Origin of the sequence: Sphingomonas xinjiangensis, from assembly GCF_014199255.1 — a bacterium.
In the GTDB taxonomy this organism is placed as follows: Bacteria; Pseudomonadota; Alphaproteobacteria; order Sphingomonadales; family Sphingomonadaceae; genus Sphingomonas; species Sphingomonas xinjiangensis.
Genome location: NZ_JACIJF010000012.1, coordinates 58,035 through 73,966 on the forward strand (window position 1 = coordinate 58,035; position 15,932 = coordinate 73,966).

The 15,932-nt window shown below is 57.2% G+C and carries 13 protein-coding genes and 5 pseudogenes; 12 read left to right on the forward strand and 6 right to left on the reverse strand.

The genetic code is table 11. The features are described from left to right. Positions 1-414: 414 nt before the first annotated feature. A complete protein-coding gene (locus tag FHT02_RS16190; RefSeq protein WP_184090023.1) occupies positions 415-609 on the reverse strand; it encodes a hypothetical protein in 195 nt (64 codons plus the stop codon). Between the two features lie 594 nt (positions 610-1,203). On the opposite strand from FHT02_RS16190, the gene FHT02_RS16195 reads away from it, so the two are divergent. Continuing rightward, entirely contained in the window at positions 1,204-1,449 is a 246-nt protein-coding gene (locus tag FHT02_RS16195) for a DUF6894 family protein (RefSeq protein WP_184090026.1), read from the forward strand. Between the two features lie 178 nt (positions 1,450-1,627). On the opposite strand, the gene FHT02_RS16200 is transcribed toward FHT02_RS16195, so the two are convergent. Beyond that, entirely contained in the window at positions 1,628-1,873 is a 246-nt protein-coding gene (locus tag FHT02_RS16200) for a hypothetical protein (protein ID WP_184090029.1), read from the reverse strand. A gap of 105 nt (positions 1,874-1,978) precedes the next feature. Between FHT02_RS16200 and FHT02_RS16205 the strand changes: the two genes are divergently transcribed. Together FHT02_RS16205 and FHT02_RS22265 are read left to right on the forward strand one after the other, a co-directional pair. After that, a complete protein-coding gene (locus tag FHT02_RS16205) occupies positions 1,979-2,242 on the forward strand; it encodes a hypothetical protein (RefSeq protein ID WP_184090030.1) in 264 nt (87 codons plus the stop codon). A gap of 740 nt (positions 2,243-2,982) precedes the next feature. Beyond that, positions 2,983-3,123 (forward strand): annotated as a pseudogene (locus FHT02_RS22265) (PEPxxWA-CTERM sorting domain-containing protein); the annotation flags it as partial. A gap of 111 nt (positions 3,124-3,234) precedes the next feature. On the opposite strand, the gene FHT02_RS16215 reads toward FHT02_RS22265, so the two are convergent. Further along, positions 3,235-3,501, reverse strand: coding sequence for a DUF2213 domain-containing protein (locus FHT02_RS16215; RefSeq protein ID WP_184090034.1), 267 nt, complete (start codon positions 3,499-3,501; stop codon positions 3,235-3,237). Positions 3,502-4,112: 611 nt separating this feature from the next. Further along, a complete protein-coding gene (locus tag FHT02_RS16220) occupies positions 4,113-4,331 on the reverse strand; it encodes a hypothetical protein (protein ID WP_184090037.1) in 219 nt (72 codons plus the stop codon). Between the two features lie 817 nt (positions 4,332-5,148). On the opposite strand from FHT02_RS16220, the gene FHT02_RS16225 reads away from it, so the two are divergent. The 6 genes and pseudogenes from FHT02_RS16225 to FHT02_RS21635 all read left to right on the forward strand — a co-directional run. After that, positions 5,149-5,700, forward strand: a complete 552-nt coding sequence (locus FHT02_RS16225) for a hypothetical protein (protein WP_184090040.1) — start codon at positions 5,149-5,151, stop codon at positions 5,698-5,700. Between the two features lie 9 nt (positions 5,701-5,709). Continuing rightward, entirely contained in the window at positions 5,710-6,540 is an 831-nt protein-coding gene (locus FHT02_RS16230) for a metallophosphoesterase (protein ID WP_184090043.1), read from the forward strand. A gap of 1,213 nt (positions 6,541-7,753) precedes the next feature. Continuing rightward, the gene (locus FHT02_RS16235; RefSeq protein WP_184090046.1) at positions 7,754-8,104 is read left to right on the forward strand and encodes a hypothetical protein; all 351 of its coding nucleotides are present in this window, start codon (positions 7,754-7,756) and stop codon (positions 8,102-8,104) included. Positions 8,105-8,326: 222 nt separating this feature from the next. Then, positions 8,327-9,022, forward strand: coding sequence for an FxDxF family PEP-CTERM protein (locus FHT02_RS16240; RefSeq protein WP_184090049.1), 696 nt, complete (start codon positions 8,327-8,329; stop codon positions 9,020-9,022). A gap of 644 nt (positions 9,023-9,666) precedes the next feature. Next, positions 9,667-9,932: pseudogene (locus FHT02_RS16245) on the forward strand (IS5/IS1182 family transposase); the annotation flags it as partial. A 693-nt stretch (positions 9,933-10,625) separates the two neighbouring features. Next, positions 10,626-10,867: pseudogene (locus FHT02_RS21635) on the forward strand (IS110 family transposase); the annotation flags it as partial. A 48-nt stretch (positions 10,868-10,915) separates the two neighbouring features. On the opposite strand, the pseudogene FHT02_RS22270 reads toward FHT02_RS21635, so the two are convergent. Next, positions 10,916-11,029: pseudogene (locus FHT02_RS22270) on the reverse strand (PEPxxWA-CTERM sorting domain-containing protein); the annotation flags it as partial. A 1,404-nt stretch (positions 11,030-12,433) separates the two neighbouring features. Between FHT02_RS22270 and FHT02_RS16255 the strand changes: the two are divergent. From FHT02_RS16255 to FHT02_RS16265, 3 genes and pseudogenes are all read left to right on the forward strand, one after another. Next, entirely contained in the window at positions 12,434-13,453 is a 1,020-nt protein-coding gene (locus FHT02_RS16255) for an HWE histidine kinase domain-containing protein (protein WP_246352468.1), read from the forward strand. Then, a complete protein-coding gene (locus tag FHT02_RS16260; protein WP_184090060.1) occupies positions 13,454-13,825 on the forward strand; it encodes a response regulator in 372 nt (123 codons plus the stop codon). It begins immediately after the preceding gene. A gap of 603 nt (positions 13,826-14,428) precedes the next feature. Continuing rightward, positions 14,429-14,641, forward strand: a pseudogene (locus FHT02_RS16265) (IS5/IS1182 family transposase); the annotation flags it as partial. 467 nt (positions 14,642-15,108) lie between these two features. On the opposite strand, the gene FHT02_RS16270 reads toward FHT02_RS16265, so the two are convergent. Continuing rightward, complete coding sequence (locus tag FHT02_RS16270) at positions 15,109-15,324, reverse strand: hypothetical protein (protein ID WP_184090063.1); 216 nt, start codon at positions 15,322-15,324, stop codon at positions 15,109-15,111. Positions 15,325-15,932: the final 608 nt, after the last annotated feature.

Below are 15,932 nucleotides of genomic sequence, written 5' to 3' on the forward strand. Positions count from 1 at the left end.
CTCAGGATGGGCAGCAATTTGACGCTCAGCTTATGTCACGCCTCATGCCGGTCCGAGACTCTGCGTCGCTCCGCTTTTCGCTGCTAAAAGCGCTGGCGAACTGAACCAAGCTGTCAAATGCTTCAGGTCGCGTAACGGATCTTGCATTAAGGCAGCGCCTCACCCATCGCCATCGAGCTATTGCCGCTTTTTAGTAGTCTTTCAACGCGGGTTTCCCACGCTCTACTGGCTTCAATTTTGCTCCTGGATTTCGGCTCACCCCAGCCAATCTTCGGCGCGAGGGTGCCATTGCTTATTCAGCTCATGAAGAGCTTCATTATGGGTGCGGAAGATGACCGAGGACTTCAGTTGGCCCTATGCAGCGGGTGAAAGCGCGTCGTCGTGCTGCTCGAAAAGTTCGAGCCATTCTGCTTTTCAGTGTTCTTTGACAACGATGGCCGAGCAGTTCACATGCACCTCGTAGCTGGCGCGCGTGAAATCATCGATTGCGGCGATCTGCTTGACTATTGGCGAGGTCGGCGCGCCGACAACCCTGCTAGAGTCTCCGGCATGAGAGCGGGTTTGGTTCGAAGCTCGCTTGAAAGCTATCTTTCCGTAGAATGCGGTCACGCGAATGCGGCCGTCGTGACAATCTCTGCGACCAAGTGGAACCGTAGATGCACGAACCTTCGAAAGCCTCTGAGCTGTTCTTGGGGGCAGGCATTGAACTCGTCACGGCAGCTTAACCATCGATGGGATATTGGTTCGTATTTATTTGGAAGCCGTATTATTGGGGTAAGCTGAGGAGCCGCTGGATCTCGGCCTCGGCTTCCTTGCGCGTGTCAAACTCCCTACTCACCGGAACGCTCGTCATAAGCGTTCCTACGGTAGCATGCTGGTAAACTATCCAGCCGACGGTAGTCTTCTCGGCTTCATACTCGCGGTTGCCGTCCAAGGTCCGTTCTCCCAAGTGCGCCAAGGAATGCTCAGACGTTAGCTGCTCAAGTGCCTTTGGCAACCCCCCGGGGCAGGGGCTTTACCGATGACAGTACAGTCCGCCGAACAAGCATAAGCCGATGGCTGATAACGGGTGAACCATGCAGCAAAATGGGGCGAATCATCGCGCAAATTTTTTTGTGCGATTACACGAAGAGTGGTTACGTTTGGATAAGAGGAGGCTTCTGGTATGTTAATCGCCTTCCCAAGACACACGCAGGAGCTTCGATGCAGCGTTATCAGTTCAGCCTGTTCAACGGCGAGGCCGTTGTGGCCAGAGCTAGCGAAGAATGTGCAGCCCTGCGCGAAGCGGGAGCCAGGGCGCTTCAGATGATTGCTGAGTCTATCGGTAGCGATGAACGATCATGGTCGCTGCAAGAGTGGCGCGTTGATATAGCCGATCAAGCCGGCCTCATCCTCATAACCATCGGCGCTTATGCCAGAGACGCAGCTGCCTTGAAGGTCACGAGGTAAGTAGCGGTAAATTCTGCCCCTTAACAAGAATTCCGTGCTTTCTTATCATGATCCTCGCGCAGGCGGCCCGTAATGCCGATGCATCTACACTCGCTTGGCAAAGCAGACTCTCGCTAGGAGCGGTTCTTCTAGCAAAGCCACTGTTCAGTCGACTTCAGCTAGTTGTCACGGCCTCATTCTATCGTCCAGTTTGCCGGATTGCAGCAGTGTGAACAACGTGGAGGCGCGTCACTCCTTGCTCTTGCGCGAGCCCCACGCCGTCTTGTTCGGCAGCTTCAGCAGACAGGTATGGACCATCAAGGTAGCGGCCCTCGCCGCCGAATGAGATCGAGAGCAGGAACATCCCAGCCCCGATGTCTCGAACTTCGACGTGCGGATCGCTCTGTGCGTCCGCGATGCTCTTGATTCGGATGATCTCAACCATTCCGCGTCCCTAATCGGTACAACTATTTGCCGAAAGGGGCGATCGACGATTAGCGGGCGAGCGGTCGTTCTCGAAGGTTGTGAGATGCTAGCCCACGGAGACACGGTGGCGGCAGCCAGCGATGCAACAATTCACCGGCTCAGCGCCGACCTCAAATTTTTTCGCAAGCAGGAAAACCGGATACTCAATTTGGCGGTAAACACCAAGATGGCAATGTCAGAGTTCGTGGTACCGGTATCGTCGCGAGCCGCTCGGGGAAAGCTCACCCATATACGCTGGTGCGCCGCCATGGTCATCGAACGGCTGCCATTTCCAACATTGATGGCACGGAAGTATCCGAACCCTGCAAGCACATTGCTCCTGTTGTAACTTCAATCAGGACCTCTATCCTGTCTGTCATTAGGGCGTTGACCAAAGCCCGAAACGGGCGATGCGGAATGCACGAAACGCCTTGAGCGAAAGAGAAGGTGAGTGCGTTGAGCGCCACGGTGCTTCCTCAACAGACATTCCCGCGAATGCCTGGGAGTAGGGCTAGGGCTAGATTGCCGCTGTTATCTTTGAACAAGTGCCGCGTAGTTAAGGCTTGATTACCGCTCATTTGATGCGCAGGCTACGACTCGCAGGTACAAAAAGAGGGGAAGGCGATGACGAATAGATGGCTAGCAGCAGCGGTCACTCTGGCGCTTGTGGTCTCATCGACAGCCCGAGCTGCTGTAATCAAGTTCACCGGCTCGTCGGGCGGGCGGCAGGTATCAGGCGTTTTGATACACGACGCGAAAACTCTATCGTTCGATCAAATGAGCGACGAGAGTGGTAGCGTGGCTTTGTACTGGCCGGGCACGCTGAGCTTTCAATCTGGGACGCTGAGCAGGTCCAGCGAGTACCTAGGCGTGGTGACAGACGGCTATGAAGGGAACACAGCAGGCACAAGTGACTACTTCGCGGCATTTGTGACGGCTAGCAGCCGGGAGAGCTACGGTTTTTACGTGGACTACGGCAGCACCGCCGCTCTCACCAGCAGCGCGATTCCGTCGGTCCTTCCCAGTGGTCCGGCGAACTTCCAGTACACTTACGCCGGGGAAGGTTTCACCATTCCCGTCACCTTCTCTGCAGCAGTTCCCGAAGCCTCCACTTGGGCGATGATGATGGTCGGCTTCGGTGTTTCCAGCGCCGCTATGCGTCGGCGTCCGCGACGGAAGGTCGCGATGGCCGATTTGAGGCATGCAACATCGTTCGCGTCCGGAAGTTAGCTAGAAGCTCGAACTCCGGTGGGCTTGTTGCGTGGTAGTGGCCTCGAGAGCTCGTAGTTTTAACCCTCTAGCGACGCACTCTCTGGCGCTATCGTCGCGCAGCGTTGCGGTTCACCAATGATCAACAACGCGCACCTCAGCGGGTGTGCTGACGTCGATCAACGTCAGCAGGATCTGTCCGGGGCCGCCGTTGGGAGAGGCGAGGCCCTGCAAGACGATTTCCACGAGAGCAATGTGGATGCCGATGATGGGAGTGTCTCGCGCGGCGCACTTAGTGCCGTCCGCTGCTGTGAGGGCGCCGAACTCAAGCTGGCAGCCGTAGCCGTAGCGGTTGCTCGATTCAGCCTTCCCGACGGCGGCGGCATCCATGAGCATCATGTCGCGCGAAGGGTTGCAGGCGCCGCCGCGCCGGTGGCATTGCGCAGACTGTCGGCGGTCCACACGCGATATTAGCATGAATCAAAGTCGGCGCGCCGCGGCTTTGCCGCGGTCAACTTGATTAAGCGGCGAGCTTGGGAGGGGCGTTGAAGGTTTCGCTCGTGTTATCGACGACCAGGCTGAGCCCAGTATGCTGTTCACGGGGTGTGGCAGCATCGACAGGAACGATGTGAGCTCGAAATGCCGGCGACACGAGGCACAGCAGAGCCGCCAGCAGCAAAATTGCCGAAGAGAGCGCGCAAATAGCGCCCGCTACCGTAAGAAGCGTTAGCATCTCGATAACCCCTTTTGCGTCTGCATACCGCAGTCGAGGCTGAGTCGCTACTGCCCTTTGGTAACAGCTCGTCGCTGATACCGCGCTACTGAACTAGAGCTTTCAAGACGAGTGCGCCGGAAATGACCCAAAACGGCACAGATAACGCTGACGCTATCAGCACGCCTCGGAGCACTCCGCCGTCCAAAACCGGCTCTTCCCTCTGCTCACGCGGCGCCGTCGCCATAAAACCTCTCCACGCGCTGGTGTTACAAGCAACCCGTTGATTCGATGGCAGTTATCCCGCTCTAGATCGATCAACGTCATAACTGTGTAACGGTTCCGCTCTGAGAGCAACTAGGTTGAATCCCTGAAGCAATTTTTTTGCTTGCTGCGGCTGGACCGGTAAGCCGTCTTGTCGAATATCTTTCAGCGTCGACACGGTGTAGCGCAACGCGTCGATGGTAGGGTTCTTCGCATCCACCATGGACAGGATGTCGCCGATCAGCCAATCCATCCGTATCTGTAGAGCCGCATTGCATTTTCAATGGTCGCCTTGCACCGAAATGGGCGACGATCTCGCGAAAAGAGCGCGGGACGCGGATACCGTCGCCCACGGAGCCCTGCCAATTCGAAGCACCGATGGCGCGGGGCACACCTGAGCGCGTGACGACCCTGATCGAGGCTTGTGTCGCACTTTCCCACGGGCTGACAAATCGCCGAGCAGAATAGGAGCGCTAAGCTGCCGCCACGTCGGAAATCGAGGCTGCGCAGTACGGCTCAAGTAGCATGCCACCGAGCCTGAAGAGCGGGCGTCCATAAGGCCTCACCGGATTGGACCAATCTTGGCTCGCAGCTGGTCGCCCGCGACGCTCGGGTGGAACCTTGGGAAGCTTTCTTCGTAGCACAACGGGCCAGGATTTCCCATCGACGCATTTCCTTCCTCTTGGCCGAACCTAGAAACTCGAGAGGTGAAAATGCGTATCGCTGCGTCGGCAATCATGATCGGGTGTATAGTGGCTGCGCCAGCGGTAGCACAGGACACGCGCAATCGACGTGACACTCTGCAGACCGTGTCAACGATCGAGACGAGACCCGGATCACCTTCGAACGGGACCGCTACAGTGTCGCCAAGTTCCGTGCCGCAGAATATAGATCAGCTCGATGATTCACGCGGAGCATTTTCTGCATCAATCGGTACCCTCTACGCTACAGGGGAATTTGGCTCTGCCTCGAGCACGTCCATCTGGTCCTCAGCAATTGGCGCTCGCTATCGCAGGGGTGACCTCAGAATTACCGCCTCCCTCCCCTGGATGCGCATTAGGAGCGACGCAGTGCTTTTTACCGGGATCGACAGCACACCAGTGCTGGTCGCACCAGGCGCCAATTCTGCTCGCAACACGGCCGAGGGCTTCGGCGATCTGACGCTCGGCGCTGCGTACACGTTCGCGCCTGCGGGCGTTGGCCTTGAGCTTGAGCTTTCTGGTCGAGCGAAATTGAACACAGCCTCGCGGTCCAGCAAGCTGTCAAGCGGCGAACTGGATTACGCGATCGGAGGCCAGATCACGAAACCTCTTGGCGACTTTGGGCCCTTCGTCTCTGCCACTTATAGGGTCTTGGGCGACACCGCGACCTACCGGCTCAGAAACGGTCTCGCCGCGTCCGCCGGAACATCGCTCGCCATTGGATCACGTACATATCTGCTTGCCTCATACCATTACTCAGAGCGTGCAACGGACTTCGTGAAGGATGCGCATGAGGTCTTTGCGGGTGCCGTTACCGCATTACCAAATTCGCGACTGCGGTTCAGCGGCTTTGGAACATTGGGCCTCTCCCGTGGCGCCGCGGCGGCTTCAGCCGGGTTGGCGCTATCAAGCGACTTCTGAGGAGCTCCGGTGCGATACTGGAAGAGTAAATCGAAAAACAACCGTCATCGAGTGTATGCGATCGGCGATATTCACGGTCGTCTTGATCTTTTCAAGCGACTTATACGCCTCATAAAGCAAGACAATGAGGATCGGGCACCCGCCCCGACTTCCATCATCCTTCTTGGGAACCTGGTAGATCGAGGACCGGACTCGGCGCCACTGGTACATTACTGTAAAAGCCTTTCTCAAGATCTTAAAAGGTTTCAAGTTTTGAAAGGCAACCACGAGGCCATGATGGTAGCCGCACTTCGGACCGGCGAGGCTACTGTTATTGAGCGCTGGCTAAGCCACGGCGGAATGGTGACTCTGGCGAGTTGGGGCATGTCACGGCATCTGATGGAACGCCCCGAGCATCCGCATTTCTCCGCGGTCGCGCGTCGGCTCATCGGCGAGGACGTTCTCTCGTGGATGGAGGATCTTCCGCTAAGCAGAGCCTATGGCAATCATTTCTTCGTAAATGCTGGGCTCCGACCGGGTGTCGCATCGCACATACAGGGGGAGAGCGACCTCCTGCAAATCCGCGAGGACTTTTTGGACAGCAAAGCCGATCATGGTGCCGTGATAGTTCATGGCCATTTCCCGCACGAGGCCGGCCCTGATCTCCAAGCAAACCGGATTGGCGTCGACTCGGCAGCATTTCGGACCGGCCGCCTTTCGGCGGTCGGACTTGAGAACGGCGTCGCGTGGCCGTTGATGACTGAGCCCGATGCGGGCGAGATGGAGCGGGCAGCAATCAAGTCGAACATGGAGAGTCTGATTGCCGGCTGGCACCGCAACGATCAGGAACAAGCCCGGTGATCTATAGGAATTCGCTCGATTCGAACGATCTCGTCGTCCCGCTTGAGTTGCGGGAGGATGTTCTTTCGATCGTTGGTCTGGTTCCGCCACTCGCGGAACTCGGTACCAAGCCTGCTTTGCATTCGCGCGATGCTGGTGGGTCGACGCGCTTGTTGACAACGACGCGTACGTGGGCATCAGCTATTTCGCGTTACCAGGCGGCAGCTGTCGCGGGCGGAGTTATCGCGGCGCTCGCTGCAGCTATGGTTATTCCTCTTGAGCACCGACCTTTCCGGTCGCGCGGAGATCACAGCTCACCCCCGAGCATCAGCAGCCAATCCAGTTCAGCCTCGAACTGGCCTCCGGCTCCTTTGATCGTACGTAACGAACCAAACAATGACTTGGCAACGGTCGGGTTACCGAGGCTGAACAACAGACAGATTGCACCCAGCCCTCAGCTGGAGAACGTACGCGATAGGGGAACAACGAAGCAAGCGCTCCGCAGCCGATTCAATTCTCATGCTGCAGGGATCGGTCGAACTTCTTCCAAGAGCACAGAGCCGTCGAGGTTGAGGACCCGCGGTGAGGTCGCCTCCGGAAGAGCGCGCCCGCATGTGATCGCTCGGGTTGTTCTACCCACATCTTCTCGTGCGGTGAGCCAAGGTTCACCAACGTCAGTCGAAAGTGAGGGCGCGGGCGCCTACAGCGAGTCGGTTTTGGTTCGGCAGGTTTCGAGAGGGGAAAGCACCGCATCTTTCGCGGAACTGCCGAAAGTAGGTTCGCGTCGCGCGCGCATGGACAGCCTGGACGGTCTTCGAACGCTCCGGCGCCAGTGGTAGGGTCCCAGTAGGTGGTATCCGACGAAATAATCGTGAGAATAACGCTTCAGCCGTGTCCTCAGCTGCGCTTACTAGCTGATCGGCGACTAATACAGAATGTTAGCTGCCGATCTCCCAGGGTGCATGAGTCGCAGGAATTGGACGACCCGTTTGCTAGCTTCGAAAGGAAACATTGGGCGCTCAGCCGGCGTTATTCTGCACCCCCCGCAGGATACTTGCGTGCTGTTGCACCTGGTCGGTGCCCATTTACCGCGATCAACCCCTGACATCGCGGGGAAGCTAAAGTGGGGTAGGGTGACCTACTAGCTTTCCGCCGCGCGTCGCCGTTGCAGCGCGCCGTGGTGCCCTGGGAAGGCCGAACCGACCGTTAACACTTGGCGCGTATCGGTGATCGCATGGAACTCTCGATCTCGCTGCATGACCTCAAGGAGAGCATGGTCGCGGCGTTGAGTATCTCGCACGAGATGATGCACGTACACGTGGGTCTTGCGATCTACCTGTTCATTCAGCTTGTACAGGGTACGCGTCGTGGCTCCATGTTCGCGCTGAACGTAGTCGTGGCCGCGGAAGTGCTCAACGAACTGGTGGATGGCTTGGCCAAAGGATGGTTCCTAAGAGACACGCTATCCGATGCGTTGTTGACCTTAGCCTGGCCGGTGGCAATTACGCTTGTCAGTCAATACCGGCGCGCTCGCTGGGAGCGAAGACGCAGAATCGATGATCCGTTCATACAAGCTCAGGTATGAAGTCGGCAGATCCTCGACATTTCGAATCCTGAGATCACGACGCCACACTTTTCGTTGTTACCCCGCTGGTGACACGCTCGGCTCGAACCTGAACGGACGGCAAATAGCGGGTTGCCGACAAACCAGTTCGAACGGCAAAGATGGGCGCCTACTAACCGCCTTGTAGCAGGCCTGATTGGGCCCATGCCGTACGAGCGATCTGCCCCAATCTGAGGCGCCCTCGTGAAGATACTTATCTTGGAATTGCTGAAGATCCTGTTAACCGCTCTGCCGAGTACGCGGGCTGGTGACCTGTATGAAGCCGGACGCGAGCAGGAGTTTACCATGAAGAACGTTCTTGTTTCCGCCGCCGCTGCGGCGACGATCACTCTGGGTGGCGCTGCTAACGCCGCCACGTTCACGCCGGCGGATTGCACCACCGGAAACATCCATTTTTGCGTAGATGGGGATGCGCAGGCGCCTGGAGTTGATGACTATATCACGGCGACGATCACGAACACTTTCAAGAAGGCTACTGCAATAAACGACACGTTCTTGTACAGGATCGACAAGAACGGCGTAGGTAGCGGCGGTTTGCAGACGTCGTTCTCGAGCTCGAACACGCTTCTGACCATCACTGATTTGATCATCAACGGTGTGTCCTATGCATCCGCGATCCAGAAGACCGCGGCGGGCAGCGCTGTGAACGTCAACGGCATTCCGATCGTCAAAGGCGCTCTAAATACGATCCAGGTGCTGGGGAATTTCAAGCCAGCCTCCAAGGGCGGTCAGGCGAACTACACCGGAAACCTTACCTTCACCGCTGCGATCCCAGAAGCATCTACCTGGGCAATGATGATGCTCGGCCTAGGGTTCACTGGCTTTGCTATGCGCCGCCGCGGCGGATTGAAGGGTGCGGTCCTTCTTGCGAAGGCCTGATTAGGTCTTGTCGACGAGCATGTAGCGTTCCGCACCGCGCATGGCTCTGGTGAGCCATGCGCTCTATCTGCTCGTCTGATATTCCGAAGCAGCTGCGGCAGTTTACGGGCCTGGCGTCCGGCGGCTTACGCACACCTCCGAGCTCTTGCGCTGAGCAGATGCCTTGGGTCGCTCCTCGAGCGGTTTGGCCGAGCTTTCATAAATCCCCCTTAACCGCCGCTCGGCCAACCACTCGTAATCTGGGCCGCAGTAGTGTTACTCCTTGGGCGGCATCGGTGGGCGCTCGGTTGCCTCGTGCATCTGTCGCTCTCCGCCCCAGGCAAATGGCACGACGAGCTCTGTTGGAGACCTAGCGCCGACGACAGGCGCGGGTCAGAGTGTGAATTGTGCCGGAGAGACGTCGGTAGGTTCCTGCGAGGCGACAAGAGCGCGTTCTCCAGCCTTTGGGGCTACCCCGAAACGGCAGCAATGAAGCCTATTCGGTTGACAGTGTCGGTCTTGGAGTGAGGTTGATAATCTGCGTCAATTTTCTCGAATGATCGGAGGGTGACTCTTCGGGCGCGCCCGGACGATGTTACAGGGAGCGCTGTTCTACAGCTTCAACTCCGAGCAACATGCGCCGTCGGATCATCTGCTACGACAGGCTGGGCGATGCTGCTTTAGGCAACGTCACTCCAGTCACTCCGACGCGGATCAACTTCAATTGGCCGGCATGGCGCTGGACCGCGGCAACGCGCGAGGCACCTTTTCAAGCCAACAGCACCAACTACCTGATTGACGATCACGCGGCGGTTGTTGATGTCGAGGAACGACCTGGGTGCGGCAAGCTGCAGTGACTGCCGAGCGCAGGATGATCGAGCGAACGCAGCAGCGCTTCGGCGTTTGGCCCCAGCGCTTCCTGGCCGATACCAAGGGTTCTTGTGGTGAACACGACTCGAATGGAACAGTGCCCCGAAACAGTGGTTTCTGCCGACCTGATCGTACTTTTGATGCGTTGATCCGGGCTCATCGAAACACGGCTGCATTCTCACTTTTCCACATGAAGTAAAGCTGCAGAGCAAATGCCCTTTGCGCCTGCTTTGCTCGCAATGTTTTCGAATTGACGGGGCCACTAGAGCGCCGGCACGGGCCGCAGAGCTCGGCGCGATGCGCGCTCCTAAGCTGACGCGGTGCCGAAAAGCAGCATGCTTTGGCGAGGTTCCAGCGAGCTGACCAATTTGAAACGATGAGTTCAGTGCCGGGCGATTGCCTCTGAACCGTAACACCTGTTCTTAACGACGTGTTTTATTAAGCAGCTATTGCAGTTCACAACTTCGCAAAGGGTATGAAAGCCACAAGCACGGCCGTTGTCGTGGCCATGGATGCGCAAAACAGCATTGCCATCGTACGCATGCGCATCAAACTATTGATTTCTGACATATTCTGATCTCCTTCGATACAATCTCGCTTACCTGAGTAGACGCAGTGGAGTTCGAATCCTCACTGGTCGCCCTGCGTATAAGGTCTACATAGTGATGGGCGAATAGCGGGCCTTTAGGTTACCGTTGACAAATGTGATTGAACAGAATCGACATCAGCCGATGGTCTGCTGAATCCTGCCACCGCGGACGGGTTGTCGGCGATCTGCGTCAATGGAGGTCATGTGAAAGCTGTGCTCGACATGGCGGCGAAGAAGACAATCGCCAAGGATGCCGACGGTTAGGCATACTTGGCCGAGGTTGGGTTCTACAAGGAGGTGCGGGTCAAGAGCTTCGACAGCATGCTGCCCCGCACACTGGCGGCGGCGCGAACCCGCTGGTGCGGCTCGGGGCAGAGTTGTCGAACCAGCTAAGGGAGCTGATAAAAGGGGGTGAAAGTAGCCGCCAGCGTTAGCCGGCGGCTACTGATGGCACGTCAGTTGAAAGCTGCAGTTCGCCGAGCGGCGTTTTTGCGCCTCCGCATTGAGGAGCCGATCCCGCCAACACCTAGAAGCATCATCGCCCAGGTGGCGGGCTCTGGGACGGCTGAGGCTAGGCCTATGTTCAGCGTCACCGTGTCGGCAGGCGAACGGAACACATACTGCCCTGGAGTCAGGCCCAACGATGCAAAGGTCGAGTTCACGTAGGTCGATGTTCCCGACAGAGCAGCGCCCGAGAGATAATCGGTCGGTAGGTAGATGGCTCCTAAATACTGGCTCACGCCGAAGACGTCGCCGCTTGCGGCAGTCGCGCGCTGAACGCTTTGCTTGTAACCAAGGATCGGACCGCTGAGGCCCGTGAAGATCGTGATCGGAGCCGAGGCGCCCGTCTGCACTACGCCAAAAGCAGGATTGATGGTGGGGGAGCCCTGATTACCGCTTGAGTAAACCTTCAGGCCGGCTGTGTCGAACATGCCCGAGCCGTTCAGGACGACAGAAGAACCGATCTGATCGACGTTGATCGTGATTGCTGCTTGCGCTGCCGCTGGTAGGGCAACCGCAGCCAAGGCGGCCGCAAGGATGAGTCGCATAATGATTTCTGCCTCCGTTGCGCCTTATTGCGCGAGGGCGACGGGGCTAGCGCGAGGATCTGCAACCTGTAAAGAAAAGATCTTTTGCAGATTTGTTACAATCGCTGCAATCGGAACGGGCAACCCACGATGATTTCTGCTGTTAATTTCCTGAAATAACAAGACGCCAGCTTACCACAGGCGACTTTCGGCGGCTGCTAAGGGGTTGTCCCTCGCAACTCCGACGTAAAAAACCTGGTGAGTAGTCCACTGTAAGTAGCGAAGACGCCTCGGTACTCAGATGCATTCTGGACCCTTCTTGGCTGCACCGGAGGATCAATCACGTTGCCAAGGCGGATGGCGCAGGTGCTCTCAGCCAACCGCGCGTGACAACGCACCGAAGCCTCCCTCCGTAAGCCGACGTCTGCAATCAAGTTGCGAAAGCGAGCCGGTATTTTGAGCCCTTAGGACGTGCGCTTGCACCCTCTAGCATGCGTATAGATAATCTTGCGGAAGCCTACAGGGGGGAGGAAGTACGATGCCGGCGCCGCCACCGAGGAGAGTCTATGATCGAAACGGGCCTCCGCACTATCGGGCGCCTTTTCGACAAACGACTGGACGAGCCGAATGGCAAAGAATGGCGCATCGCCCCACCTCCGCGGATGTCGGTCCTGACACTACGCGAGCATCTCTGCGCCGCAGGATCTTTTAAGAAGATAGCCATAAAAAGGAGGGGTTACGATGAGTACGTGCCCAACCGCTAGCAGCGCGGCGTCAGACCGTACCCACCCTATGCAAGTTAGGACTTCGTTAACTATATGACGTCAGGGTTCGTCAGCGTTTGCGCTGCGCCGTTTTTGCTCTGCAACATTCATGCTTGCTGATGAAGGGCGCGCGCGATGTGGACTGAGGGGAGCTAGGCATGATCTACGAGAACACGTGCCCATGCCTTTGAGCGACAGCCAACGGCGTTTGGAAGCCGTTCTAGACAACGCAAGCGCGGCTATCTTCTTGATGGATGACCGCCAGCGCTGCGTCTTCATGAACAGGGCCGCGGAGCAGCTGACGGGCTACTCTCTCACGGAAATAACCTGTTCCGACCGCCCGCTGCACGAGATCATTCACCACACCTACCCAGATGGGCGTCACTTTCCGCTTCACGAGTGTGCGATAGACCGAGCTTTTCCCGAACACAATCATACGAAGGGAGAGGAAGTTTTCGTTCACAAAAATGGCAGCTTCTACCCCGTCGCTTTCACGGCAAGCCCGATCCGAGATGATGCATCCGACATAGTGGGAACGATCGTCGAAGTTAGAGACATTTCGGAGGAAAAGCTGGCAGAGGAACGCCAACGTCTGCTAATCAACGAATTGAACCATCGGGTGAAGAATACGCTAGCGACTGTTCAGGCCATTGCTTGGCAGACGTTCAAGGGATCGGACGCGAGGAAGTTCGACGGCTTCAATGATCGTCTGCTAGCCTTATCTAAAGCACACAATCTACTCACCGACAGCGCCTGGGAGGGCGCATCTATCTTGGATATCGTGTCATCGGTGCTGGAACCATTTGATCTCAATAGGGTAGACTTGCATGGGGCGGATGGCAGTATCCCGCCCAAGGCGGCAGTTAGCATTACGTTAGTCCTGCATGAACTGGCGACGAACGCTGCAAAATATGGCGCGTTCTCGTGCGAGGGTGGGCGGCTGAAGCTAATCTGGTTTTTTGCTGAGACGGCAGATGGCCGGAAACTTGCCTTTGCATGGCAGGAAGAAGGCGGCCCGCCTGTAGCCGCACCGGCTCACAAAGGTTTTGGAACGCGGCTGATTGAGCGGCAATTGGAGCTAGAATACGGGGGCAAGTCCAAGCTCCGGTACGATCCGTCAGGAGTGCATTGCGAGCTTTGTATCCCCCTTCCTACCAAACGCAGACATTCTGCGGACATGCACGTGGAGAATGCTTCGTAGATGTTAGATCTCCGCGGGCGCACCGTATTGGTTGTCGAAGATGAAATCATGGTAGCGATGTTGACAGAGGATCTCCTTTCGGAAGTTGGCTGCGATGTGATCGTCGCACTACGGTGCAGCGATGGCCTATCGCTGGCGCGTCAAGGAAGCTTCGACGTAGCGGTCCTCGATGTGAATTTGGGAGGCGGCGACACAAGCCATTCAATTGCTCGGGAGCTCGCCGCGAAGGGGAAACCCTTTCTCTTCGCGACGGGCTACGGAAAGGCAGGGATTCAACCGGAGTTCGCCGACCGGTGCGTCATCCAGAAACCGTACCCCGCACATGTTTTGCTCGAAGCCGTTGGTCACCTGCTGACAGACGCACGGCACTGACTTCTCCAACACGCTAAGTAGTGGATGAAAACGTCCGCTATCGCCGCTCAGGAGGGCAAGAACTGGTGTCACACATGGACGTAGAAGGCGCTGCGAGTGAATTCCTATCCCTAGCTATTTAGCAGCATGCAGAGTCCTATACGAGCTTGAAGCTCGACCCTGAGATATGCCCTCCCATTGATTAAGAAGGCATTTGCCGTCTGCTGGCTGTTTGGGACGGACGCCGTCCGACAAGTAGCGGCGCTTTACGTGAGTGACTATTGCACATGGGACTTCGCTCAGAATGCGCGGGGGCGCCGCGCGCTTTTGAAGAGCGTAGTAACCGTCTGAGTGACCACGCCCGCGCCAGTCGGCGCTGTGACGGTCAATATCATCTGGGCGTATAGCGCCCACGTCTCTCGCCATTCATCGATGGGAGTCAAAGAGCGGGAATGGGACGACCGCGATGGTAATGATCAGAACCAGAGAGCGACTTCGAGGCTTAGGCCGTGAACTCATAACCTGATATCAGCCAGCGAGCCTTTGAACGATCGTTGACGTGGGGTGATTGAGCGAACAAGCTTTGGAGATGAGCGATCCAGCGACATGGCCAGGGCGCCACGCCTCAACATCCCGCCTAACAACAACCGGCGCTGGAGGCCCTCCTTCAGCAAGCGTCTTTACAGCGAGCGCAACCTGGTCGAGCGGTTCTTCTCCAAGCTGAAGCACTTTCACCGTGTCTGCAGCGGCTATCACAGGCTCGCCGTCAACTTCTTCGCCACGATCCAACTCGCCTCAATGCGGCTGTGGCTCCGTGCTCATGAGCCTACAGCCTAGCTCGCCGCAAGGCCCATGCTATGCCGTCGCTCGTCGGCTCCTCGCATCTGACAGTTTGAAGGGCGCCGCCTGATCCATAAATTTGTCCCATCGTAGACGGGGGCTAATGCTGATCTGGGGCGGGGTAGCGTTTACGCAGACCATCTTCGGCGGCTTGGGACCACTTAGCCGTTATCAGTTTGGCCCAGTAGCCAAGGCCATCGACCCGGGGGGCGGCAGGCTCCAGAAGGGCATCGGCTTACTAAGTGGCCGGCGGCCTTCCACTATATACCCGAGCTTGAACATGAACTCCTCCGACAATTCAGCCCAACACCCCGTCGCGGCAGAAAAGTGGCTACCCCTTGTCTCAAGGACGCTTGGAGCGGATCGAGATACTTTGCTCGTTATGGCAGCTCAGCACGAAAATAGGGCGGCGGAAGCAGAGCGACGCCCCACTCGGCCAAAGCTCGCGCTGAACGATTAACGTCCTAGTCAGTCCTCTTCTTCCACTCAGACCACCAATCAGCTTCCCGACCAACTTCCATCGTGCTTGCAACTCTATCCGCCAGCAGCACTTCGAAATGACAGATCAGCTGGCTGAGCAGCCGCGCGCTCTCTGGGTTGGCAATCTCTGCCGTGGCTTCTCGCAGATCAGCAATCTGCCGACCTAGCTTGAGGACCTGTTCGTCAACTCGGGTCTTCATTCTAACCTTATAACACAAGCGTATGGGCGGCGCGAGGAGCGCATTAATCGAACTTGGCCCTACACTCGTTAGCGCGAAGCCGCAGGCGCATTGAGGCGAGTTGGACCATCGCTAGGCTGGACGGTGTGCCAAACGGCATGATTTCTATGTTCGTGAAGGATGCCGCTGCGGGGCGATACGGCATGAATGATCCCGGGAAGCCGCTTAGGGCAAGCCGAGTTGAACATAAGTTGAGTTGCGACTGACAGCCATGCTTTGGCTCCGCGCAATGCGCCTCGATATCTCAGCCGCCTGATTTTAGCTGTTGCAGTCCGCGTTTACGAAAGGTTTGTCGGAGCCGCCTGCCCATACCATTGCTGCTCGGCTGCTCAGCGACCGGCCGGTGAAACGAGCCGAGCGGGAGCAAATACACTCGGCAACTGCAAGGTAACGTAAGAACTGGAAACTGCCGTCTGGTAAAGCTCTCGTGTCTTTGAAGAACAGTCTATTGGTTACCCGCGCCGAAAAAATCGTGTTTTTCGCCCTTCAAAATTTTGCATTGATGCATAAGCTGTAGATGCCGGGATGATGCAAGCGACTCGGTAAACCCTCGAGGCCGCCGTCTCTGT

Excerpts from the sequence above, each read along its gene's own strand:
- FHT02_RS16270 (WP_184090063.1), bottom strand. The coding sequence starts at position 15,324 with ATGAAGACCCGAGTTGACGAACAGGTCCTCAAGCTAGGTCGGCAGATT.
- FHT02_RS16195 (WP_184090026.1), top strand. The coding sequence starts at position 1,204 with ATGCAGCGTTATCAGTTCAGCCTGTTCAACGGCGAGGCCGTTGTGGCC.
- FHT02_RS16215 (WP_184090034.1), bottom strand. The coding sequence starts at position 3,501 with ATGATGCTCATGGATGCCGCCGCCGTCGGGAAGGCTGAATCGAGCAAC.
- FHT02_RS16220 (WP_184090037.1), bottom strand. The coding sequence starts at position 4,331 with ATGGATTGGCTGATCGGCGACATCCTGTCCATGGTGGATGCGAAGAAC.
- FHT02_RS16200 (WP_184090029.1), bottom strand. The coding sequence starts at position 1,873 with ATGGTTGAGATCATCCGAATCAAGAGCATCGCGGACGCACAGAGCGAT.
- FHT02_RS16260 (WP_184090060.1), top strand. The coding sequence starts at position 13,454 with ATGTTAGATCTCCGCGGGCGCACCGTATTGGTTGTCGAAGATGAAATC.
- FHT02_RS16235 (WP_184090046.1), top strand. The coding sequence starts at position 7,754 with ATGGAACTCTCGATCTCGCTGCATGACCTCAAGGAGAGCATGGTCGCG.
- FHT02_RS16255 (WP_246352468.1), top strand. The coding sequence starts at position 12,434 with ATGCCTTTGAGCGACAGCCAACGGCGTTTGGAAGCCGTTCTAGACAAC.